Here is a 22,396-nt window from a genome sequence, read left to right as displayed (position 1 = left end):
CCGGGCGCCGGTGTCACGCCTGACGGGGGCGAGCCGCCGTGGCCCGCCCCCGGCCGGCTCAGCCCAGTCGGGACTCCAGCTCCGCCACGATCTCGTTCACGCCGATCGCCGTCTGCTCTCCGGACTCCATGTCCTTGAGCTGGACGACACCCTCGGCGAGATCGCGTTCGCCCGCGACGATCGTGTAGCGGGCGCCGCTTCGGTTGGCGTTCTTCATGGCGCCCTTCAGGCCCTTGCCGCCGTACGCGAAGTCCGCCGCGACACCGAGCTTGCGCAGCTCCGTGACCTTGGCGAACAGGATCCGGCGGGCCTCCTCGCCCAGCGGGACCGCGAACACGCTGGTGGACTCGGGCAGTTGGAGCTCGATGCCCTCGGCCTCCAGCGCGAGTACCGTGCGGTCGACGCCCAGCGCCCAGCCCACGGACGGCAGCGCGGGGCCGCCGATCATCTCCGAGAGGCCGTCGTAGCGTCCGCCGCCGCCCACCGCGGACTGGGAACCCAGACCGTCGTGGACGAACTCGAAGGTGGTCCGGGTGTAGTAGTCCAGGCCGCGCACCAGCTTCGGGTCGTCCTCGAAGGACACGCCCGCCGCCGTGATCAGTTCGCGGACCTCCTCGTGGTACGCCTTGCACGCGTCGCACAGGTAGTCGCGCAGCAGAGGGGCGCCCGTCAGCTGCTTCTGGACCGACTCGCGCTTGTCGTCGAGGACCCGCAGCGGGTTGATATCGACGCGGCGGCGCGTGTCCTCGTCCAGGTCCAGGCCGCGCAGGAAGTCCTGGAGCGCGGCGCGGTAGACCGGGCGGCACTCCTTGTCGCCCAGGCTGTTGAGCAGGATGCGGAAGTCGCGCAGGCCGAGCGAGCGGTAGGCCTGGTCGGCCAGGATGATCAGCTCGGCGTCCAGGGCCGGGTCCTCGGCACCGATCGCCTCGGCGCCCACCTGGGAGAAGTGGCGGTAACGGCCCTTCTGCGGGCGTTCGTAGCGGTAGTAAGAGCCCGAGTACCAGAGCTTGACCGGGAGGTTGCCGGTCTTGTGGAGGTTGGCCTCCAGGGCGGCGCGCAGCACGGAGGCCGTGCCCTCGGGGCGCAGGGCGAGCTTGTCGCCGCCCTTGGTCTCGAAGGCGTACATCTCCTTCGTGACGATGTCGGTGGACTCGCCGACGCCGCGCGCGAACAGTTCCACGTTCTCGAAGCCGGGTGTCTCGATGTAGCCGTAGCCGGAGGCGCGCAGCGGGGCGGCGATGGCCTCGCGCACCGCGAGGTACTTGGCGGAGTCCGGCGGGATCAGGTCGTACGTGCCCTTGGGGGCCTTGAAGGTGCTCACGGAGGTCTCGTCACATTCCTCGTCGGGGAGCGTCCACATCCGCTCCCGGGCCGGCGGCCACCTGCCGCAGATACGGGTTGGTGGCGCGCTCCTGGCCGATGGTCGTCTGGGGGCCGTGGCCGGACAGCACCACGGTCGAGTCGTCGAGCGGCAGGCACACGCGGGCCAGCGAGTCGAGCATCTCGGCCGTGTCACCGCCGGGCAGGTCGGTGCGTCCGATGGAGCCGGCGAACAGCAGGTCGCCCGAGAACAGGATGGGCGGGATGTCCGCCGCCTCGGGCAGCCGGAAGGTCACCGACCCCTTGGTATGGCCGGGCGCGTGCGCGACGGACAGCTCCAGACCGGCCAGCTCGAGCCTCGCACCGTCGGCCAGCTCCTTGACGTCGTCGGGCTCCCCCACGGTGAGCTCACCCATCAGCGGCATCCCGATGGAGCGCCCGAGCGCCTTCTCCGGGTCGCTCATCATGTACCGGTCCTCGGGGTGGATCCAGGCCGGCACGTCGTGCGCGCCGCAGACCGGGACGACCGAGGCCACGTGGTCGATGTGACCGTGGGTGAGGACGACCGCGACGGGCTTGAGCCGATGCTTCCGGAGCGTCTCCTCGACCTGTCCGGCGGCCTCGTGGCCCGGGTCGATGATCACGCACTCCTCACCCGCTGCGGGGGCGACCAGGTAACAGTTGGTCCCCCAGGCCCCTGCGGGGAACCCGGCAATCAGCACGATCGTCCTTAAGTGTGTCGTACGGAGAGTGACTGTTTCGCGGTCAGAGCCTACCGGCGCTGCCGATTCCTCAGCGAACCCATATACGGTACGGGGCACACGCAAGCGGAAGACACACCAGACGCACGCGTACCGGTCGGCGTTACGAGACGCATGAGGAGACAACCCCGTGGTCAGCCAGGAACAGCGGCGGCGGCAGCTCGCCCGGGAGAAGTTCTTGCGGCAGCAGCAGCGGCGTACGGAGGCACGGCGCAAGTCACGCGCACGCAATGCGGTGGTCGGTGCCGTCCTGGGAGTGGTGCTGGTGGGCAGCGTGGTGTCCTACACCGCCGGGGTCTTCAAGGGCGACGACAAGAAGGCGAACGCGAGCGCGGATGTGTCCCCGAGCGCCTCCGCACCCAGCAAGGCGCCGGATCCCTGCGCGAAGCCCGCCAAGGGCGCGGTCAAGCCGCTGAGCTGGAAGAAGGAGCCGGCGATGACCATCGACACGTCGGCGACGTACACGATGAAGCTGGCGACCACGTGCGGTGACATCGGTATCGCGCTGAAGACGGCGGCGGCCCCGCACACCGTGAACTCGTTCAACTTCCTCGCGGGCAAGGGCTACTTCGACCACACCAAGTGCCACCGGCTCACCGCCGAGGGCATCTACGTGTTGCAGTGCGGAGACCCCCAGGGCACCGGCACCGGCGGCCCCGGCTACACCATCCCGGACGAGAACCTCAAGGACAAGAGCCTCAAGGGGAGCGTGTATCCGGCGGGGACGGTCGCCATGGCGAACAAGTCGCAGAAGCACACCGGCGGCAGCCAGTTCTTCCTGGTGTACCAGGACAGTCCGTTGCCGCCGAGTTACACACCGTTCGGCACCGTGGACGCGGCGGGCATGAAGGTCCTGAAGAAGATCGCGTCCGCCGGTGCCCAGCCGGCGGACCCCACCACGGGCAATACCGCACCGAACGCAACTGTTGTGGTCAACAAGGCGACGGTGACGAAATCCTGACCGTCAACTGCGGAATTTCGGTCGCGCGGGATGCGGACAGCCGCCCCGCCGGTCGCCTATGTTGGCGGTGACGAAACTGTGGACGATGCCCGGGGGCGCTGAGGCCTCTGGCGGGCATCATGTGGAGGAGGCGCTGTGAGCAGCGACCCGTGGGGCCGCGTCGACGAGACGGGGACCGTGTACGTGCGTACGGCCGACGGTGAGCAGGTCGTCGGTTCCTGGCAGGCCGGCTCCCCCGAGGAGGCGCTGGCCTACTTCGAGCGCAAGTACGAGGGCCTGGTGGTCGAGATCGGCCTCCTCGAGAAGCGAGTGCAGACCACCGACCTGTCGGCGAAGGACGCCCAGGCCGCGATCGGTCATCTGCGGGAGCAGGTGGACGCGCACCACGCGGTCGGCGACCTGGAGGCGCTGCGGACCCGTCTGGACAAGCTCCTGGGGACGGTCGAGGCTCGCCGTGAGGAGCGCAAGGCGCAGCGGGCCCGGCAGTCCGACGAGGCACGCAAGTCCAAGGAGGCGCTGGTCGCCGAGGCGGAGGAGCTGGCCCAGTCCGATCAGTGGAGGGCGGCCGGTGAGCGGCTGCGGGCGCTGGTGGACACCTGGAAGGGGCTGCCGCGGCTCGACCGGAAGTCGGACGACGAGCTGTGGCACCGCTTCTCGCATGCCCGGTCGGCGTTCTCCAAGCGCCGCAAGGCCCACTTCGCGCAGCTCGACACGCAGCGCGAGGAGGCCCGCAAGACCAAGGAGAGGCTGGTCGCCGAGGCCGAGGCGCTCTCGGCCTCGACGGACTGGGGTCCGACGGCGGCGCGCTACCGCGAGCTGATGGCCGAGTGGAAGGCGGCGGGCCGCGCACAGCGCGAGCACGAGGACGATCTGTGGAACCGCTTCCGCGGCGCCCAGGACGTGTTCTTCGCCGCCCGCAGCTCGGTCTTCGCGGAGCGCGACGCCGAGCAGGCCGAGAACCTCAAGCTCAAGGAGGAGCTGGCCGAGGAGGCGGAGAAGCTGCTGCCGGTCACGGACCTGAGGAGTGCCCGCGGCGCCTTCCGCGCGATCAACGAGCGCTGGGAGGCCATCGGCCATGTGCCGCGGGACGCCCGGGCGCGGGTCGAGGGCCGCATGCACACGGTCGAGCGGGCCATCCAGGAGGCCGAGGAGGCCGAGTGGCGCCGTACGAACCCTGAGGCCCTTGCCCGTGCCGAGGGCCTGACCGGCCAGCTTCAGGCGGCCGTCGACAAGCTGAGGGGCCAGATCGAGCAGGCCCGGGCCGCGGGCAACAACGCGAAGGCCGAGAAGCTGGAGAGGGAGCTGGAGGGCCGTCAGGCGCTCCTGGACCAGGCCCTGAAGGGTCTGCAGGAGTTCGGCGGCTGAGAACGGCTGACCCTGTCTCGCGAAGGGGGCTCCCGTACGGTGCGTACGGGAGCCCCCTTCTCCGTGTGCGGGACCGGGCCGGTCAGTCCGACGGCCTGCGGGCCGAGGTCACGCGGTACACGTCGTACACGCCCTCGACGCCCCGTACGGCCTTCAGGACGTGGCCCAGGTGCTTCGGATCGCCCATCTCGAAGGTGAAGCGGGAGGTGGCGACCCGGTCACGCGACGTCTGCACCGCGGCCGAGAGGATGTTGACGTGCTGGTCGGACAGGACCCGGGTCACGTCGGAGAGCAGCCGCGAGCGGTCCAGCGCCTCCACCTGGATCGCGACGAGGAACACGGACGACTGGGTGGGGGCCCATTCCACGTCGAGGATGCGCTCGGGCTCGCGCGACAGTGACTCGACGTTCACGCAGTCCGTGCGGTGAACCGATACGCCGCTGCCGCGGGTGACGAAGCCGATGATGGGGTCGCCGGGGACCGGCGTACAACAGCGGGCCAGTTTGACCCAGACGTCCTCGACGCCCTTGACCACCACACCCGGGTCCTGGCTGCGGCGCCGCTTGCGCCCGCGGCTCCGGGTCGGCGGGACGGCCTCGTCGATCTCCTCGGTGGCCGCCTCTTCACCACCGAGCGCCTGCACCAGCTTCTGCACGACGTTCTGCGCGGCGACATGGCCCTCACCGATGGCCGCGTACAGCGAGGAGATGTCGGGGTAGCGCATCTCGTGGGCGAGGGTCACGAGCGAGTCGCCGGTCAGGATCCGCTGGATCGGCAGATTCTGCTTGCGCATCGCCCGCGCGATGGCGTCCTTGCCCTGCTCGATCGCCTCGTCGCGCCGCTCCTTGGAGAACCACGCCCGGATCTTGTTGCGGGCGCGCGGCGACTTCACGAAGCCGAGCCAGTCGCGGGACGGGCCCGCGCCCGGCGCCTTGGAGGTGAAGACCTCCACCAGGTCGCCGTTGTCGAGAGTGGATTCCAGCGGTACCAGGCGGCCGTTGACCCGCGCGCCGATGGTCCGGTGGCCGACCTCCGTGTGCACCGCGTACGCGAAGTCCACGGGGGTGGCCCCGGCCGGCAGCGCTATGACATCGCCCTTCGGGGTGAACACGAAGACCTCGTTGCGCGACAGGTCGAAGCGCAGGGACTCGAGGAACTCGCTCGGGTCCTCGGTCTCCTTCTGCCAGTCGAGCAACTGGCGCAGCCACGCCATGTCGTTGACGGCGTCCTTGTCCTTGGCGTTGGAACGAGGCGCGTCCGTACGGACCTTGGAGGCGCCCGCGACGGCCTCCTGCTTGTACTTCCAGTGCGCGGCGATGCCGTACTCGGCGCGGCGGTGCATGTCGAACGTGCGGATCTGGAGTTCGACGGGCTTGCCGTTGGGGCCGATCACCGTCGTGTGCAGCGACTGGTACATGTTGAACTTGGGCATCGCGATGTAGTCCTTGAACCGCCCCGGAACCGGGTTCCAGCGGGCGTGGACCGTGCCCAGCGCCGCATAGCAGTCACGGACCGTGTCGACGAGGACACGGATGCCCACCAGGTCGTAGATCTCCGCGAAGTCACGGCCGCGGACGATCATCTTCTGGTAGACGCTGTAGTAGTGCTTGGGGCGGCCGGTGACAGTCGCCTTGATGCGGGCGGAACGCAGGTCGGCCTGGACCTCGTCGGTCACTATCGCCAGGTACTCGTCGCGCTTGGGCGCGCGCTCGGCGACCAGGCGGACGATCTCGTCGTACATCTTGGGATAGAGGATCGCGAAGGCGAGGTCCTCCAGCTCCCACTTGATGGTGTTCATGCCCAGGCGGTGGGCGAGCGGCGCGTAGATCTCAAGCGTCTCCCGCGCCTTCTTCTCCTGCTTCTCGCGCTTGAGGTAGCGCATGGTGCGCATGTTGTGCAGGCGGTCGGCCAGCTTGATGACCAGGACACGGGGGTCCTTGGCCATGGCCACGACCATCTTGCGCACGGTCTCGGCCTGGGCGGCCTCGCCGAACTTGACCTTGTCGAGTTTCGTGACGCCGTCCACGAGCAGGGCGACGGTGTCGCCGAAGTCACGGCGCAGCTGGTCCAGGCCGTACTCGGTGTCCTCGACGGTGTCGTGCAGCAGGCCCGCCATCAGGGTGGCCGGGTCCATGCCCAGCTCGGCGAGGATCGTGGTCACCGCGAGCGGGTGCGTGATGTACGGGTCGCCGCTCTTGCGTTTCTGACCGCGGTGCCAGCGCTCGGCCACCTGGTAGGCGCTCTCGATCTGGCGGAGCGTGGCGTTCTCGATCTTCGGGTCGTTGCTGCGCACTATCCGCAGCAGCGGCTCCAGGACCGGGTTGTACGGGTTGGCGCGCTGCACGCCGAGGCGAGCGAGGCGGGCGCGCACGCGGTTGGAGGAGCCTGAGCGGGCGGACGGGGCCGGAGCGGGACGGACCGCGGAGGTGCGCTCGGCGGGGGCCGGCTTGGGGCGCGGCCGCTCGGCGGCCGACTCGACGGGCGCGGACTGGGCGTGCTCGACCGGCCCGTGCGGGGCGTCCTTCGCTGAGCGCGCGGACTGGGCCGCGGCCTTCGACGACGCGTCGGCCTTTGCGGCGGTCAGGTGCTGGGCCTCGTCTGGCAAGAGGGCTCCTCGTGCGCGATCCGGGTCCCCCGGTCAGGCTCCGGAGACCCCATGGTAGCGATCCCGGGCTCCGGGCTCCCCCTCAGGCCGCACGGACGGCCTGCTACTGAAGGAACGCACGAGGCGGGCACCGGATTCCTCCGGGCCCGCCTCGCGGTGTACGGCGGTCTTCCGCGGCCTTGCGCGGGGGTGACCCGCACGGGTCTCAGACCTGAAGCAGCGCCTCCAGCGGCGCACCGTCGAGGGCCGGCTGCAGACGGGCACGGCCGCCCAGGAAGCCCAGCTCCATGAGGACGGACACCCCGGCGACCTCCGCTCCCGCCCGGCGGATCAGCTGGAGGGAGGCTTCGGCGGTGCCGCCCGTGGCGAGGACGTCGTCGACGACCATGACGCGGTCGGTCGCGGAGAGGTCCTCGGCGTGCACCTCGATCTCGGCGGAGCCGTACTCCAGGTCGTAGGCCTGGCGCAGGGTGGCTCCGGGGAGCTTGCCCGCCTTGCGGACGGGGATGAATCCGACGCCGGCGCGGACGGCGACCGGGGCGCCGAGGATGAACCCGCGGGCCTCCAGTCCGACGATCTTCGTCGCGCGATGCCGTACGACGAGGTCCGTCAGTGCGTCCGTGAGCGCGGTGAAGGCCCCCGGGTCCGCGAGGAGCGGCGTGATGTCCTTGAACATCACGCCCGGCTCCGGGTGGTCCGGTACATCACGGATGTGACTGAGCAGAAGTGCCTTTATGTCGGTTGTGTCGGTCATCGACGCTTTCCTGAGGGTCGGCCGCGGCCGCGGCCACGGGACGCTGGCTGGTGACGCTGGCCGACGACCGCGGGCGTCGCGTCCTGCGGCTCCTCGCCGTTCGGCGCCTCGACGAACCCGTCCTCGGCGGCGGCCTGGGTGCGCTTGGCCAGGACCCGCTTCCTGAGGGCCTTCATCTGCGGCTCGCGCTCCTTGAGGTCGGCGACGAGCGGCGTGGCGATGAAGATCGACGAGTAGGCACCGGCCGCGAGGCCGACGAACAGCGACAGCGAGATGTCGTTGAGCGTGCCCGCGCCGAGGAAGCCGCCGCCGATGAACAGCAGGCCCGCGACCGGCAGCAGCGCCACCACGGTGGTGTTGATGGAGCGGACCAGGGTGCTGTTGATCGAGCGGTTGGCGATGTCGCTGTAGGTCCAGCGGGTCTGCTTGGTGAGGTCCTTCGTCTGCTCCTTGAGGCTGTCGAAGACGACGACCGTGTCGTAGAGCGAGTAACCGAGGATCGTCAGCAGACCGATCACCGTGCCGGGCGTCACCTCGAAGCCGACGAGGGCGTAGATACCGGTCGTGATGGTGATGTCGTGGATCAGCGCGACGAGGGCCGCGAGCGCCATGCGCCATTCGAAGGCGATCGCCAGGTAGATCACCACGAGCACCATGAAGATCGCCAGGCCCTGCCAGGCCTTGCCGGCGATCTGCTCGCCCCAGCTGGGGCCGACCAGGTCGGCGTTGATCTGCTCGGAGCCGACCTTCAGGTCCTTGGCCAGCGTGTCCTTGATCTGGTCGGACTTGTCGGTGTCGATACCCGCGACCTGGATGCGCAGGCCGCCCGTGCCGAGCTTCTGCACGACGGCGATGTGGCCGGAGGCGTCCTGAGCGTAGGTCTCGGCCTGGGCCACCGAGACGCTCGTCTTCGGGGTGGTGAAGATCGCTCCGCCCTGGAACTCGATGCCCATGTTCAGGCCGCGCACCGTCAGGCCCAGGATGGCCGTGATGGTGATCAGGATCGAGATGCCGTACCAGATCTTGCGGTTGCCGACGAAGTCGTAACCGACCTCGCCTCGGTGGAGCCGGGCGCCGAGGTTGCCGAGCTTCGACATCTCTCACGCCTCCTTCGGGTCGACGGGGGCGGAGGGACGACGGGTGCGCCGCAGGGGCGGCTTGGCACCGAGGCGCTTGGGGTCCAGCCCGGACCAGCTGTGGCCGCTCGCGAAGAACGTGCGGCGGGCGAGGATCGTCATCAGCGGCTTGGTGAAGAAGAAGACGACGACCACGTCCAGGACCGTGGTCAGACCGAGCGTGAACGCGAAGCCCTGGACCTTGCCGACGGTGACGATGAACAGCACCGCGGCGGCCAGGAACGACACGAAGTCGGAGACCAGGATGGTCCGCCGGGCACGCGGCCAGGCACGCTCGACGGCGGGCCGGAGCGAGCGGCCCTCGCGGATCTCGTCCCGGATGCGTTCGAAGAACACGATGAAGGAGTCCGCGGTGATGCCGATCGCGACGATGGCACCGCACACGGCGGGCAGGTTCAGCGCGAAGTGGATCGTGGGGCCGAGCAGCGCCATGAGCACGTACGTGAGGGACGCGGACACCAGGAGGGAGGCGACGGCCACGAGCGACAGACCGCGGTAGTAGACGACCAGGTAGATCACGACCAGCGCCAGGCCGATGGCCCCGGCGATGAGACCGGCCTGCAGCTGCTCGCCGCCGAGCGCCGCGGTCACCGTGGTCACGCTCGACTCCTTGAAGGTGAGCGGAAGCGCGCCGTAGGACAGCATGTTGGACAGGCTCTGGGCCTCGGTCTGGGTGAAGCTGCCGGAGATCTCCGCGTTGCCACCGGTGATCGCCGTCTGGACGTAGGGGTGGGAGACGACCTCGTCGTCGAGGACGATCGCGAACTCGTTCTGCGGGGTGGTGTTCTTGGACAGTCGGCTGGTGACGTCGGCGAACTTCTTCGAGCCGGTGGAATTGAAGGTCATCTGGACCTGCCAGCCGGCGGCGCCCTGGGTGTCGAAGACGGCCTGGGCCTTCTTGACCTCTGTGCCGTCGACCGCGACCGGGCCGAGGATGAACTTGTTCCAGACGTTGCCGTCCTTGCCGCAGGCGACGGTGGTCTCGCCGGGCTTGGCGCCCTTGCCCGCGGTGGCGCGCTGCTCGGGCTTGCTGCAGTCGAGGGCGGCGTACTGAGCCTGGAGCTTGCTCGCGTCGCCGGAGCCGCCGCTCACGGACGGCGAGGGGCTGGCGGAGGCCTTGGCGGACGCGGAACCGGTCGCGGAGGGGGTGGCGGATCCGGTCGCCGACGGCGTGGCGGATCCGGCCTTCAGCGCGTCGGTGAGGGGGCGGCCCTGCGTGGTGGAGGAGACCGTCGGGGTGGCAGTGGAGCCGGACGTCGGCTTGCCCGTGCCGCCCGCCTTGGCGCTGCTCGACGCGCTCGGCTTGGCGCTGCCGCCCGTGCTCGGGCTGGCGCTCGGACTGGCCGGGGTGGCGGCGCCGGACGCCTCGCGTTGCAGGACCGGACGGAAGTAGAGCTTCGCGGTGGTGCCGACCTGGTCCCGGGCCTCCTTGGAGTTCATGCCCCGGGGGATGTTGACGATGATGTTGCGATCGCCCTGGGTCTGGACCTCCGCCTCGGAGACGCCAAGACCGTTGACACGGCGGTTCATGATGTCGACCGCGGTGTCCATGTTGGTCTTGTTGATCGCATTGGGCTGACCGGGTTCGTTGACCGCCGTCAGCGTGATGCTCGTGCCGCCGGCGAGGTCGATGCCGAGACGCGGAGTGGTGTTTCCGGAGGCGAACATTCCCCCGGTGAGCGCCGCGATGGCGATCAGGATGAGGGCCAGCGAGCGCCCTGGCTTGCTCTGGGCGCTCGCGCTCCGGCCCTTCTTCGGTGCTGCCACCTTCTCGTACTCCCTCTCGGGCCGCCCGGCGCCGGACGGGCGCGCGGGCGGCCATGACATGGTGTCGGGACTCCGTGCGGGAACGACACGTCCCGGGCCAAACACGGCGCGAGCGCTGCGCGCCGTGCTCCCGGGGCGTGACTACTTCGCTTCGGACTCGCCGTCGGTCTTCTTCGGCTCTGCTGCGTCGGCCTTCGCGCCGGGCGTCTCGTCGGCCACGTCGTCCGCGTCCTTCTTGCCGAGGTCGACGGCCTTGTCGGCGGAGGCGTCTGCGGGCTCGTCCGTCTCCGTGAGGGAGGAGGCGTCGTCCGGCACCACGGAGCCGTCGGCCTTCAGGTCGTGCTCGATGCCGTGGACGATGCGGTTGTACTCGTCGTCGGTGAGGACGGCGCCGATCGCGTTCTTCGCGAAGAGCAGGTCCACGCCCGGGCCGGCGTCAAGGAGGACCGTGTCCTCGTTGACCTCCTTGACCGTCGCGTACATGCCCCCGATCGTGCGGACGCCGGAGCCGGGCTGCATCTGATTCCGCATGTTCACGGCCTGCTGCTGCTTCTTCTTGGCCGAGCGCGTCATCAGGAACATGGCCGCGATGAGCACAATGAACGGGAGAAGGGTCAAGGTATTCACGGGACGGGATTTCCTTCGCACGACCGCGGATCGGCGGCCTGGTGGATGGGGGTGGTCGGCACCGCCCGCAAGGGCGGCATCGGCGGAGTCTAAGCGAGTCCGCGCACATGGAACAACGCCCAGCATGGCACCCGGGTTCCTGCCCGGGCGAGTACCGCGCCGTCACGCCCCGAACAGGTCCTGTTGTCCGTTTCCCCCGGTCGCGCCGTGCGGGGCGGTGAGGCCGAGGTGGGCCCAGGCGGCCGGCGTGGCCACGCGCCCGCGCGGGGTGCGCGCGAGGAGACCCTCTCTGACCAGGAAAGGCTCGGCGACCTCCTCCACGGTCTCACGTTCCTCCCCCACCGCGACAGCCAGCGTGGAAAGCCCGACCGGGCCACCGCCGAACAGCTTGAGGAGAGCCTCCAGGACGGCCCGGTCGAGGCGGTCGAGGCCCCGTGCGTCCACCTCGTACACGCCGAGCGCTGCCGAGGCGATCTCGCGGGTGATCACTCCATCGGCCTTGACCTGCGCATAGTCACGTACGCGGCGCAGCAGCCGGTTGGCGATACGGGGCGTGCCGCGGGAGCGCCCGGCGATCTCCGCCGCGCCGTCGGAGTGGATCTCGACGTCGAGCAGGCTCGCCGAGCGGTGGATGACGCGCTCCAGCTCGGCGGGTTCGTAGAACTCCATGTGCGCGGTGAAGCCGAAGCGGTCGCGCAGCGGGGGCGGCAGCAGACCCGCGCGCGTGGTGGCGCCGACCAGGGTGAACGGAGGCAGTTCCAGGGGAATGGCCGTGGCGCCGGGGCCCTTGCCGACGATCACGTCGACCCGGAAGTCCTCCATCGCCATGTAGAGCATCTCCTCGGCGGGCCGGGACATGCGGTGGATCTCGTCGAGGAAGAGGACCTCGCCCTCCTGGAGGGAGGAGAGGATCGCGGCGAGGTCACCCGCGTGCTGGATGGCGGGGCCGCTGGTGATGCGGATCGGGGCCCCCATCTCGGCCGCGATGATCATCGAGAGGGTGGTCTTGCCCAGGCCGGGAGCGCCGGACAGGAGTACGTGGTCGGCGGTGGCACCGCGGGCGCGTGCCGCGCGCAGCACGAGGTCGAGCTGCTCGCGGACCCTCTCCTGGCCGATGAACTCGTCCAGGTCCTTGGGGCGCAGGGCGGCCTCGACGGCCTGGTCCTCACGGTCGGCGACAGAGCCCACCAGCCGCTCGGAGGCGGGGGTGTCGGTCGTGTCGTCCCAGTTCATGGAGTGTGCCTCGGGGTCTCGTGGGGGCGCGGGTGGTTCAGCGGGCGCGGTTCAGGGTCTGCAGGGCGGCCTTCAGGAGCGCGCCCACCTGGGGGATGCCCTGGGCGGCTTCGGCCTGCGGGGTGACGGCGGCCACGGCCTCGTCCGCCTCCCGGGTCGCGTACCCGAGGCCGATCAGGGCGGCGTGCAACTGGTCGCGCCAGCCGGCGGTGACGGGCGCGCCGACCGCGGGGGCGCCGGTCGGCGCGCCCAGGCGGTCCTTCAGCTCCAGCAGCAGCTTCTGGGCACCCTTCTTCCCGATGCCCGGCACGGCCGTGAGGGCCTTCTCGTCGCCGGTCGCCACGGCGCGGCGCAGGGCGTCCGGGGTGTGGACGGCCAGCATCGACTGGGCCAGGCGCGGGCCGACACCGCTCGCGGTCTGCAGCAGCTCGAAGACCTGGCGCTCGTCGTCGTCCGCGAAGCCGTACAGCGTCAGCGAGTCCTCCCTGACGACCAGGGATGTGGCGAGCTTGGTGTCCCGGCCGACCCGGAGTCCGGAGAGGGTGTTCGGCGTGCACTGGACGGCGAGGCCGATGCCGCCCACCTCGACCACGGCGGAGTCCGGGGCGAGGGCGGCGACCGGGCCGCTGACGAAGGCGATCATGCGTTACGGCCTTTCGAGGCGTGCAGGGCGACGGCCTGCTGGAGTCGGTTCTGGGCGGGGGCGCGCCAGATGTGGCATATGGCGAGGGCGAGGGCGTCCGCGGCGTCGGCGGGCCTGGGGGGCGCGTCCAGCCGGAGCAGCCGGGTGACCATGGCGCCGACCTGCGCCTTGTCGGCGCGTCCGGTGCCGGTGACGGCGGCCTTGACCTCGCTGGGGGTGTGCAGGGCGACGGGGATGCCGCGGCGGGCGGCGCAGAGCATGGCGACGGCGCTGGCCTGGGCGGTGCCCATGACCGTACGCACGTTGTGCTGGCTGAAGACGCGCTCCACGGCGACGAATTCCGGCCGGTGGGCGTCCAGCCACTGCTCGATGCCCTCTTCGACGGCCACGAGACGGCGGCCCAGGTCGGCGTCCACGGGCGTACGGACGACGCCGACGCCGAGCATGGTCAGCGGTCGCCCGGGCACGCCCTCGACGACACCGACCCCGCACCGGGTCAGCCCCGGGTCCACCCCCAGTACGCGCACCCCCGTGCCTCCCTTCGCTCTCCCCCGGCCACCGCCGGGCCGGCTACCCCCGGTTTGTGCAGGCTATCGGCTGCCACCGACAACGACCGGCAAAGCGACGGGCCGACGGGAGGTGTCCCGTCGGCCCGGTCGTTTCGCGGCAGCGCTATGCGCCGACCTGCTCCATGATCTCGTCGCTGACGTCGAAGTTGGCGAAGACGTTCTGCACGTCGTCGCTGTCCTCGAGGGCGTCGATCAGCTTGAAGATCTTCTTGGCGCCCTCTTCGTCGAGCTGGACCTGCATGGTCGGCACGAAGTTGGCCTCGGCGGAGTCGTAGTCGATCCCGGCTTCCTGGAGGGCGGTGCGGACCGCGACCATGTCGGTGGCCTCGCTGATCACCTCGAAGGACTCACCGAGGTCGTTGACCTCCTCGGCACCCGCGTCGAGCACGGCACCCAGGACGTCATCCTCGGTGAGCTCGCCCTTGGGGACGATAACGACGCCCTTGCGGTTGAACAGGTACGACACGGAGCCCGGATCGGCCATGGAGCCGCCATTGCGGGTCATGGCGACACGGACGTCGGAGGCGGCGCGGTTGCGGTTGTCGGTGAGGCACTCGATGAGCACCGCGACACCGTTCGGACCGTAGCCCTCATACATGATCGTCTCGTAGTCGGCGCCGCCGGCCTCCAGGCCCGCGCCGCGCTTGACCGCCGAGTCGATGTTCTTGTTCGGAACCGACTGCTTCTTGGCCTTCTGGATGGCGTCGTAGAGAGTCGGGTTACCCTCGGGGTCCGCGCCTCCGGTCCGGGCCGCGACCTCGATGTTCTTGATCAGCTTCGCGAAGAGCTTGCCGCGCTTGGCGTCGATGACGGCCTTCTTGTGCTTCGTCGTGGCCCATTTAGAGTGGCCGGACATCTGCCTGTCTCCTTCGCGTAACCCGTCTCTGTATGAACGCCAGAGATCCTACAAGGACTCCGGTGCCCGGTTGGCCCGCACCATGTCGACGAACAGGGCGTGGATGCGGTGGTCGCCCGTCAGCTCCGGGTGGAACGACGTGGCCAGCGCGTTGCCCTGGCGTACGGCCACGATGTGACCGTCGTGCTCGGCGAGCACCTCGGCCTCGGCGCCCACGGACTCGACCCAGGGGGCCCGGATGAAGACGCCCTCTACAGGATCGCCCTCGATGCCGTCGACGTCGACCGCCGCCTCGAACGACTCGTTCTGCCGTCCGAAGGCGTTGCGGCGCACGATCATGTCGATGCCGCCGATGGTCTCCTGGCCGGAGCGCGGGTCGAGGATCTTGTCGGCGAGCATGATCAGGCCCGCGCAGGTGCCGTAGACCGGCATGCCGTCGCGCACGCGCGCGCGGAGGGGTTCCATCACTCCGAAGAGGACGGCCAGCTTGGAGATGGTGGTGGACTCGCCGCCGGGGATGACGAGGCCGTCGATCACGGCAAGCTCTTCGGGGCGCCGCACCGGCCTGGCCACGGCGTCGGCCGCGGCCAGGGCGATGAGGTGCTCCCGTACGTCGCCCTGGAGGGCCAGGACGCCGATGACGGGTACGTCGGTCATGTACGTGGTGTCCTCGGTGGGGTCGTGCGGTGTCCCGCGGGGGGTGCGTCTTACCAGCCGCGGTTGGCGTAGCGCTCGCTCTCGGGGAGGACGTCGCAGTTGATGCCGACCATGGCCTCGCCGAGGTTGCGGGACGCGTCCGCGATGATCTTGGGGTCGTCGTAGAAGGTGGTGGCCTTCACGATGGCGGCGGCGCGCTTGGCCGGGTCACCGGACTTGAAGATGCCGGACCCGACGAATACGCCCTCGGCGCCGAGCTGGCGCATCAGCGCGGCGTCGGCGGGGGTGGCCACACCGCCGGCGGAGAACAGCACGACCGGGAGCTTGCCGAGCTCGGCGACCTCCTTGACCAGCTCGTACGGGGCGCGCAGCTCCTTCGCGGCGGCGTACAGCTCGTGGTTGTCGAAGCCGCGCAGCTTGGCGATCTCGTTCTTGATCTGGCGCAGGTGGCGCACCGCCTCGACCACGTTGCCGGTGCCGGCCTCGCCCTTGGAGCGGATCATGGCGGCGCCCTCGGCGATACGGCGCAGGGCCTCGCCCAGGTTGGTGGCGCCGCAGACGAACGGCGTGGTGAAGGCCCACTTGTCGGAGTGGTTGACCTCGTCGGCCGGGGTGAGGACCTCGGACTCGTCGATGTAGTCGACGCCGAGGGACTGGAGTACCTGCGCCTCGACGAAGTGGCCGATCCGGGACTTGGCCATGACCGGGATGGACACGGCGTCGATGATGCCCTCGATCATGTCCGGGTCGGACATGCGGGCGACCCCGCCGTCCTTGCGGATGTCGGCCGGGACCCGCTCCAGGGCCATGACGGCGACTGCGCCCGCGTCCTCGGCGATCTTCGCCTGCTCCGGCGTGACGACGTCCATGATCACGCCGCCCTTGAGCTGCTCGGCCATGCCGCGTTTGACGCGGGCGGTGCCGGTCTCGGGGGTCTGGGGGGTGGAGAGCGTGCTGGACACGGGTTCGACCTCACTCGGGGAAAGGCGGATTTCTGCTGGACCGAGTGAACGCGAGGTGAACAGGCCACGGCAAGGGCCAATGGGGAGGCGGTGGATCGTTTTGGGAGACGGCACGGTCCGCACCGCCCCCGTGGCTCACCCCGCCGACCGGTCCGTCAGTGCCGACGGCGGCTCGTCGTCCATCTCGAAGGCCAGCGGGAAGGGGGCGTGGCCGGCCAGACGGAACCAGCGCACCTTGCGGTGGCGGCGCAGCGCCCGGGCCGCGCGTACGGCGTCGTTGTGGAACCTGCGGGCCATCGGCACCCGGCGCACGGCCTCGGTCAGCTCACGGGCAGCCGTCTCGCCACCGGGGGCCTCCCGCACCGCCTCCACCTGCGGCGCCTCGCCGAAGACGGCCCGCAGCGCCTGGCTGAGTTCGCTCTCGGCGACCTCCCGCTGCTCCTCCTCCGCCTGCCGGGCCGCGTGCGCGGCCTCGTACAGAACGATCGACGCGGCCGGATCGAGCACGCCCGAGGTCGCCAGCTCCTGGGCGACGGAGGCCCGGCGCAGCAACTGGGCGTCGAGCGCGGCTCGGGTCGCGTCGATACGGGAGTGCAGCCGGTCGAGGCGGCCCGCGGTCCAGCTCAGGTAGAGGCCGATCGCGACCAGGGCGACAAGGATCCAGATGAGGGTTGCGGTCACGGGCGGCAAGGCTACCGGGCCGGCCCCAGGGCCCTCCGCCCCGAGCAGGGCGGGCCCCGAGCAGGGCGGGGGCGGGCCCTCGGCGTCAGTCCCGGACCAGGCCCAGGCGGGCCCGCAGGCCGGTCCGTTCGTCCGTGGCCACCGCCGCCGCGCCGTCCGTCACCGTCTCGTAGACCGACAGGATGTCGGCACCGACCGTGGCCCAGTCGAAGCGACGTACGTGGGCGCTGCCGCGCGCCCGCAGTACCTCCCGGCGCCCGGGGTCCGCCAGCAGGCCCAGGGCCGCGTCGGCGAGCGCGTCGGGGTCCTCGTTGGCGAACAGCTCGCCGGCCGCCCCCTGGTCGAGGACCTGGGCGAAGGCGTCCAGGTCGGAGGCGAGCACGGGCGCGCCCGCCGACATGGCCTCGACCAGGATGATCCCGAAGCTCTCACCCCCGGTGTTGGGAGCCACGTACAGATCGACGCTCTGCAGGAAGCGTGCCTTGTCCTCGTCGCTGATCATGCCGAGGAACTCCACACGCGGGCGCAGTTCGGCGGGAAGCGTCTCCACCGCCTCCTCCTCGTCGCCCCGTCCGGCGACCAGCAGCCGGGTCCCCGGGCGGGCGGCCAGGATCTTCGGCAGGGCCTTCATGAGGACCGGCAGGCCCTTTCGCGGCTCGTCGATGCGCCCTATGAAGCCGATCGTGTCCCCCTGCCATTCGGCCTTGGGCTCGGCCTTCGCGAAGAAGTCGACGTCCACGCCGTTCGGGATCACCACGGCGTCGCCGCCCAGGTGTTCGACGAGCGTGCGCCGTGCGTACTCGCTCACCGCGATGCGCGCGCTGATCTTCTCCAGGGCTGCCTGGAGGATCGAGTAGGCCGCGAGCATCGCCCGCGAGCGCGGATTGGAGGTGTGGAAGGTCGCCACGATCGGGCCCTGCGCCGCCCAGCAGGCCAGCAGACCCAGCGACGGGGAGGCCGGCTCATGGATGTGGATCACGTCGAACTCGCCGTCGTGCAGCCAGCGCCGCACCCGGGCCGCGCTGAGGAAGCCGAAGTTCAGGCGGGCCACCGAGCCGTTGTACGGCACCGGCACCGCGCGGCCGGCCGAGACGACGTACGGCGGCAGCGGGGTGTCGTCGTCCGCGGGGGCGAGGACGGAGACCTCGTGCCCCAGACGGATGAAGTACTCGGCGAGATCGCGGATGTGGAACTGGACGCCGCCCGGCACGTCCCAGGAGTACGGGCAGACGATGCCGATCCTCACGGCGTCCCCTTCCGGGGGTCCTTGCCGGGATCCAGGTCGGCGAGCCACAGACGTTGCAGCATGTGCCAGTCCTCCGGATGCTCGGCGATCCCCGTGGCGAAGGCGTCGGCCAGCGCCTGTGTCATGACAGACGTCTTCTCGGCCCGGGTACCTGACTCGGGTACCTCGATCGGCGGATGGACGCGTCCCCGCATGATGGGCGAGTCGTCGTACCAGAGGGTCACCGGCAGCAACAGCGCACCGGTCTGCTGGGCGAGCAGCGCGGGTCCCGCGGGCATCCGCGCCGTCTCGCCGAAGAACGTCACCTCGACGCCCGACGCCGACAGGTCGCGGTCGGCGACCAGGCAGACCAGCCCGCCGTCGCGCAGCCGGCGGGCCAGGGTGCCGAACGCGGAGCCGCCGCTGTGCGGCAGCACCTCCATGCCGAGGCCTTCGCGGTAGGCGACGAAGCGGTCGTAGAGCGTCTCGGGCTTGAGCCGCTCGGCGACCGTCGTGAACGGCGTGTCAAGACCGGTGGTGACCCAGGCGCCCGCCAGGTCCCAGTTGGCCAGGTGGGGCAGCGCCAGGACGACGCCCTTGCCCGCGGCCAGTCCGTCGGTGAGGAAGTGCAGGTCCTTGGGGTCGAAGCCGTCCCTGATGCGCTCCGCGCTCCAGGCCGGGAGCCGGAAGGACTCCATCCAGTAGCGCAGATAGGAGCGCATGCCCGCCCGGGACAGCTCGGCGAGCCGCTCGGGGCTCGCGCCGGGCACCACGCGCGCGTAGTTGCTCTCGAGCCGTTGCACGCCCTTGCCGCGCCGTCTCCAGGCGATGTCGGCGATGGTCCGGCCCAGCCGCGTGGCAACGGGCTCGGGCAGTGTCCTGACCGCGCTCCAGCCGAGTCCGTACAGCCCGTCGGTGAGCCGGTCCTGGAAGCTGGTCACGTCGTCGCCCCGCTCCTGTGCCCGTCCCTCACTGCGCCGTCTCGCTTCCGTGCGAGGCGTTCTCGCCCCGGTGGGCGTCCGCCGCCGCATCCGCCTCGGCGGATTCCCGGCGGACCGTGACGACACGCTGGATCAGCGTGATCAGGCTGCCGACGGCGACGAACCACAGCGCGATCGGCAGCAGCACCTGGATGCCCGGCACACCGAACTTGTGCAGACCCGCGAACCCGGCCGCGACGAGCGAGATCACCAGTCGCTCGGCCCGCTCGACCAGCCCGTTCACGGCGACGGGCAGCCCGATCGACTCGCCGCGGGCCTTCGTGTAGGACACTACCTGGCCGCTGGCCAGGCAGAAGATCGAGACCGCGCACAGCACGTTGTCGTCGCCGTTGCCCGCGTACCAGAGGGCGAAGCCGCCGAAGATCGCGCCGTCGGCGACCCGGTCGAGGGTGGAGTCCAGGAAGGCGCCCCAGCGGCTGGAGCGGCCGAGCTGGCGGGCCATGTTGCCGTCGACGAGGTCCGAGAACACGAAAAGGGTGATGACGACCGTTCCCCAGAAGAACTCCCCCCTGGGGTAGAAGACCAGCGCGCCCGCGATCACTCCGGCGGTGCCGATGAGTGTGACCGTGTCGGGGCTGACGCCCCTGCGGATCAGAAACGCGGCGAACGGTGTGAGGACACGCGTGAAGAATGCACGCGCGTACTTGTTCAGCATGGCCTTCCCGACGGTCGGTGAGCCGCGCGGCCCCTGCTGGCCACCGGCTGGCCCATCGTAGCCACGCGCGCGTGCGGGTGACGGCCGGGCACCCGCACCCCTGTGTCACGTCCTGGTGCCGCAGGGGTCGTGGGGCGATCGCGGCGGGCGTGGCATGCCGGGTGGCGGGACCGTGGCCGCCGGATCACAGCCGGGAGGCGGGATCGCGTCCCTCGTATGGACGCACCGTGACGGTAGTGCAAAGCTCGAAGCAACCGCGGGCGTCACCGGAGCCGCCTACCGCACGCGGGTCCGCATGTCCGCGCCCACACACGACCTCACCGTCCACGGGAGGCAAAGCCATGGGCGACAAGGCGAACGCACACCCCGGAGCCGCCGGCAGGGCTACAGCGGCCGACCACCCCGCGTCCGTACGGAATGTGGTGCTGGTCGGCCACAGCGGATCGGGCAAGACGACTCTCGTGGAGGCTCTCGCGCTGACCACGGGAGCGGTGAACCGGGCGGGCCGCGTGGAGGACGGCGGCACCGTCTCGGACTACGACGAGATCGAGCATCGGCAGCAGCGTTCGGTGCAACTCTCGCTGGTCCCCGTCGAATGGGACGGGATCAAGATCAATCTTCTGGACACCCCCGGATACGCCGACTTCGTCGGGGAGTTGCGGGCCGGTCTGCGCGCGGCGGACGCGGCCCTCTTCGTCGTCTCGGCCGCGGACGGGGTGGACGGCTCCACCCGCATGGTCTGGGACGAGTGCGCGGCCGTCGGCATGCCGCGTGCCCTCGTGATCACGCACCTGGAGGCCGCCCGGGCCGACTTCGAGGAGATGACCCGGGTGTGCGCGCAGGAGTTCGGCGGGGCCGACCCCGACGCCGTCCTGCCCCTGTACCTGCCCCTGCACGGCCCTCAGGGCCCCGACGGGCACGCGCCCGTGACCGGGCTGGTCGGGCTGCTGTCGCAGAAGCTGTTCGACTACTCCTCCGGCGAGCGCAAGGAGTCCGAACCGGGGCCCGAACAGCTGCCGGTGATCGAGGGCGCCCGCAACCGGCTCATCGAGGGGATCATCTCGGAGAGCGAGGACGAGACCCTCATGGACCGCTATGTGGGCGGCGAGGACATCGACCTCGGCACGCTGGTGCAGGACCTGGAGCGGGCGGTCGCGCGCGGGGTCTTCTTCCCGGTGCTCGCCGCCGCGCCCGCCGCCGACGGCGCTCGCCAGGGCATCGGCACCGTCGAGCTGCTGGAGCTGATCACGGGCGGCTTCCCGACCCCGCTGGAGCGTGAGGCCTCCGCGGTCACCACTGTGGACGGCAAGCCCCGTGAGCTCGCGCTCTGTGACCCGTCGGGGCCTTTGGTGGCGGAGGTCGTCAAGACGTCCTCCGACCCGTATGTGGGCCGTATCTCGCTGGTCCGCGTCTTCTCGGGCACCCTGCGCCCCGACGACACGGTCCATGTGTCCGGGCACGGGCTGTCCGACCGCGGCCACGAGGACCACGACGTCGACGAGCGCGTCGGCGCCCTGTCCGTGCCGTTCGGCAAACAGCAGCGCCCGCTGACGCAGTGCATCGCGGGCGATCTGGCGTGCGTGGCGAAACTCAACCGGGCCGAGACCGGGGACACGCTCTCGGCCAAGGACAACCCGCTGCTCATGGCGCCCTGGGACATGCCGGACCCGCTGCTGCCGCTAGCCATCCAGGCGCACAGCAAGGCGGACGAGGACAAGCTCAGCCAGGGGCTGTCCCGCCTGGTCGCCGAGGATCCGACCATGCGGCTCGAGCAGAACCAGGACACCCACCAGGTGGTGCTGTGGTGCCTGGGCGAGGCGCACGCGGACGTCGCCCTGGAGCGGCTGCGCAGCCGCTACGGGGTCCAGGTCGACGTGGTGCCGCACATGGTCTCCCTCCGGGAGACGTTCGCGGGCAAATCCGCCGGGCGCGGGCGGCACGTCAAGCAGTCCGGCGGGCACGGCCAGTACGCGATCTGCGAGATCGAGGTGGAACCGCTGCCCGGCGGCTCCGGCATCGAGTTCGTCGACAAGGTGGTCGGCGGGGCCGTGCCCCGGCAGTTCATCCCGTCCGTGGAGAAGGGCGTTCGCGCCCAGGCCGCCAAGGGAGTCGCCGCCGGCAATCCCCTGGTGGACGTCCGGGTCACGCTCCTCGACGGCAAGGCGCACTCCGTGGACTCCTCGGACGCCGCCTTCCAGACGGCGGGCGCGCTCGCCCTGCGCGAGGCGGCGGCCGACGCGACGATCCATCTACTGGAACCGGTCGCCGAGGTCACGGTACTGGTCGGCGACGACTACGTGGGCGCCGTGATGAGCGACCTGTCCACGCGCCGCGGCCGGGTCCTCGGCACCGAACAGACGAGCGGTGGCCGGACCCTGGTGCGGGCCGAGGTGCCGGAGATCGAGATCGGCCGGTACGCGGTCGACCTCCGCTCCCTCTCGCACGGCACGGCCCGCTTCAGCCGCTGCTACGCGCGGCACGAGCCGATGCCGCCGCAGCTCGCCCAGAAGATCCGCGAACAGGCGCGGCAGAACGCGTAGTTGGGTCTGGCTATTTCCCTCCCTCCGGCGGGCGGCTTCTTGGCCGTCCGCCGACGGATGTCGGCGGCTGCGGATACG

General features: G+C 70.6%; 20 protein-coding genes. 3 read left to right on the top strand and 17 right to left on the bottom strand.

Annotated elements, in window-relative coordinates:
- Window positions 1–58: 58 nt before the first annotated feature.
- Together hisS and ABZ823_RS08760 are read right to left on the bottom strand one after the other, a co-directional pair.
- A complete protein-coding gene (gene hisS, locus ABZ823_RS08765; protein ID WP_361655660.1) occupies window positions 59–1,321 on the bottom strand; it encodes a histidine--tRNA ligase in 1,263 nt (420 codons plus the stop codon).
- 10 nt (window positions 1,322–1,331) lie between these two features.
- The gene (locus tag ABZ823_RS08760) at window positions 1,332–2,042 is read right to left on the bottom strand and encodes an MBL fold metallo-hydrolase (protein ID WP_361655657.1); all 711 of its coding nucleotides are present in this window, start codon (window positions 2,040–2,042) and stop codon (window positions 1,332–1,334) included.
- A 169-nt stretch (window positions 2,043–2,211) separates the two neighbouring features.
- On the opposite strand from ABZ823_RS08760, the gene ABZ823_RS08755 reads away from it, so the two are divergent.
- Window positions 2,212–3,042: a peptidylprolyl isomerase gene (locus tag ABZ823_RS08755; RefSeq protein WP_361655654.1), complete on the top strand. Its 831-nt coding sequence runs from the start codon at window positions 2,212–2,214 to the stop codon at window positions 3,040–3,042.
- 135 nt (window positions 3,043–3,177) lie between these two features.
- Window positions 3,178–4,407, top strand: coding sequence for a DUF349 domain-containing protein (locus ABZ823_RS08750; protein WP_361655651.1), 1,230 nt, complete (start codon window positions 3,178–3,180; stop codon window positions 4,405–4,407).
- A gap of 82 nt (window positions 4,408–4,489) precedes the next feature.
- Here the strand turns inward: ABZ823_RS08750 and ABZ823_RS08745 are convergent, their stop codons facing one another.
- From ABZ823_RS08745 to pgsA, 15 genes are all read right to left on the bottom strand, one after another.
- On the bottom strand, window positions 4,490–7,012 hold the full coding sequence (locus tag ABZ823_RS08745) for a bifunctional (p)ppGpp synthetase/guanosine-3',5'-bis(diphosphate) 3'-pyrophosphohydrolase (protein ID WP_361655648.1): 2,523 nt from the start codon (window positions 7,010–7,012) through the stop codon (window positions 4,490–4,492).
- Between the two features lie 205 nt (window positions 7,013–7,217).
- Window positions 7,218–7,766 (bottom strand): adenine phosphoribosyltransferase, encoded by a 549-nt coding sequence (locus ABZ823_RS08740; protein ID WP_361655645.1) that lies wholly within the window; start codon window positions 7,764–7,766, stop codon window positions 7,218–7,220.
- Window positions 7,763–8,863 carry a protein translocase subunit SecF gene (gene secF / locus ABZ823_RS08735; RefSeq protein ID WP_361655642.1) on the bottom strand — a complete coding sequence of 367 codons (1,101 nt, stop codon included), beginning with the start codon at window positions 8,861–8,863 and terminating at the stop codon, window positions 7,763–7,765. The genes ABZ823_RS08740 and secF overlap by 4 nt, the downstream gene beginning before the upstream one ends.
- A 3-nt stretch (window positions 8,864–8,866) precedes the next feature.
- On the bottom strand, window positions 8,867–10,669 hold the full coding sequence (gene secD / locus ABZ823_RS08730; RefSeq protein ID WP_361655639.1) for a protein translocase subunit SecD: 1,803 nt from the start codon (window positions 10,667–10,669) through the stop codon (window positions 8,867–8,869).
- Between the two features lie 141 nt (window positions 10,670–10,810).
- On the bottom strand, window positions 10,811–11,296 hold the full coding sequence (gene yajC / locus ABZ823_RS08725; RefSeq protein ID WP_361655637.1) for a preprotein translocase subunit YajC: 486 nt from the start codon (window positions 11,294–11,296) through the stop codon (window positions 10,811–10,813).
- Between the two features lie 162 nt (window positions 11,297–11,458).
- Window positions 11,459–12,529 carry a Holliday junction branch migration DNA helicase RuvB gene (ruvB, locus tag ABZ823_RS08720; RefSeq protein WP_361655634.1) on the bottom strand — a complete coding sequence of 357 codons (1,071 nt, stop codon included), beginning with the start codon at window positions 12,527–12,529 and terminating at the stop codon, window positions 11,459–11,461.
- Window positions 12,530–12,566: 37 nt separating this feature from the next.
- On the bottom strand, window positions 12,567–13,172 hold the full coding sequence (ruvA, locus tag ABZ823_RS08715) for a Holliday junction branch migration protein RuvA (RefSeq protein ID WP_361655632.1): 606 nt from the start codon (window positions 13,170–13,172) through the stop codon (window positions 12,567–12,569).
- Window positions 13,169–13,699, bottom strand: a complete 531-nt coding sequence (gene ruvC, locus ABZ823_RS08710) for a crossover junction endodeoxyribonuclease RuvC (protein ID WP_361655629.1) — start codon at window positions 13,697–13,699, stop codon at window positions 13,169–13,171. The genes ruvA and ruvC overlap by 4 nt, the downstream gene beginning before the upstream one ends.
- Before the next feature lie 145 nt (window positions 13,700–13,844).
- Window positions 13,845–14,597 (bottom strand): YebC/PmpR family DNA-binding transcriptional regulator, encoded by a 753-nt coding sequence (locus ABZ823_RS08705; protein ID WP_361655626.1) that lies wholly within the window; start codon window positions 14,595–14,597, stop codon window positions 13,845–13,847.
- A 48-nt stretch (window positions 14,598–14,645) separates the two neighbouring features.
- Window positions 14,646–15,254 (bottom strand): pyridoxal 5'-phosphate synthase glutaminase subunit PdxT, encoded by a 609-nt coding sequence (gene pdxT / locus ABZ823_RS08700; RefSeq protein WP_361655623.1) that lies wholly within the window; start codon window positions 15,252–15,254, stop codon window positions 14,646–14,648.
- A gap of 50 nt (window positions 15,255–15,304) precedes the next feature.
- Window positions 15,305–16,216 (bottom strand): pyridoxal 5'-phosphate synthase lyase subunit PdxS, encoded by a 912-nt coding sequence (pdxS, locus tag ABZ823_RS08695; RefSeq protein WP_361655621.1) that lies wholly within the window; start codon window positions 16,214–16,216, stop codon window positions 15,305–15,307.
- Between the two features lie 135 nt (window positions 16,217–16,351).
- A complete protein-coding gene (locus tag ABZ823_RS08690) occupies window positions 16,352–16,897 on the bottom strand; it encodes a hypothetical protein (RefSeq protein WP_361655618.1) in 546 nt (181 codons plus the stop codon).
- An 85-nt stretch (window positions 16,898–16,982) separates the two neighbouring features.
- Window positions 16,983–18,143, bottom strand: a complete 1,161-nt coding sequence (locus ABZ823_RS08685; protein ID WP_361655615.1) for a glycosyltransferase family 4 protein — start codon at window positions 18,141–18,143, stop codon at window positions 16,983–16,985.
- Window positions 18,140–19,063: a phosphatidylinositol mannoside acyltransferase gene (locus ABZ823_RS08680; RefSeq protein WP_361655612.1), complete on the bottom strand. Its 924-nt coding sequence runs from the start codon at window positions 19,061–19,063 to the stop codon at window positions 18,140–18,142. The genes ABZ823_RS08685 and ABZ823_RS08680 overlap by 4 nt, the downstream gene beginning before the upstream one ends.
- Window positions 19,064–19,091: 28 nt before the next feature.
- Window positions 19,092–19,778 (bottom strand): phosphatidylinositol phosphate synthase, encoded by a 687-nt coding sequence (pgsA, locus tag ABZ823_RS08675; RefSeq protein ID WP_361655609.1) that lies wholly within the window; start codon window positions 19,776–19,778, stop codon window positions 19,092–19,094.
- Between the two features lie 341 nt (window positions 19,779–20,119).
- Here pgsA and ABZ823_RS08670 point away from each other — a divergent pair, with 341 nt between their 5' ends.
- A complete protein-coding gene (locus tag ABZ823_RS08670) occupies window positions 20,120–22,318 on the top strand; it encodes an elongation factor G-like protein EF-G2 (protein WP_361655606.1) in 2,199 nt (732 codons plus the stop codon).
- Window positions 22,319–22,396 lie beyond the last annotated feature (78 nt).

The sequence above is a fragment of the Streptomyces sp. NPDC047079 genome (assembly GCF_040643755.1).
GTDB lineage: Bacteria > Actinomycetota > Actinomycetes > Streptomycetales > Streptomycetaceae > Streptomyces.
Note: the sequence above shows the minus strand (reverse complement) of the source record. Positions and strands in the feature narration are given on the sequence as shown.

Bases quoted from the DNA above. Each gene is read 5' to 3' on its own strand.
- pgsA (WP_361655609.1), bottom strand. From the start codon at position 19,778: ATGCTGAACAAGTACGCGCGTGCATTCTTCACGCGTGTCCTCACACCG.
- secF (WP_361655642.1), bottom strand. From the start codon at position 8,863: ATGTCGAAGCTCGGCAACCTCGGCGCCCGGCTCCACCGAGGCGAGGTC.
- ABZ823_RS08740 (WP_361655645.1), bottom strand. From the start codon at position 7,766: ATGACCGACACAACCGACATAAAGGCACTTCTGCTCAGTCACATCCGT.
- ruvA (WP_361655632.1), bottom strand. From the start codon at position 13,172: ATGATCGCCTTCGTCAGCGGCCCGGTCGCCGCCCTCGCCCCGGACTCC.
- ABZ823_RS08670 (WP_361655606.1), top strand. From the start codon at position 20,120: ATGGGCGACAAGGCGAACGCACACCCCGGAGCCGCCGGCAGGGCTACA.
- pdxT (WP_361655623.1), bottom strand. From the start codon at position 15,254: ATGACCGACGTACCCGTCATCGGCGTCCTGGCCCTCCAGGGCGACGTA.
- ABZ823_RS08705 (WP_361655626.1), bottom strand. From the start codon at position 14,597: ATGTCCGGCCACTCTAAATGGGCCACGACGAAGCACAAGAAGGCCGTC.
- ruvB (WP_361655634.1), bottom strand. From the start codon at position 12,529: ATGAACTGGGACGACACGACCGACACCCCCGCCTCCGAGCGGCTGGTG.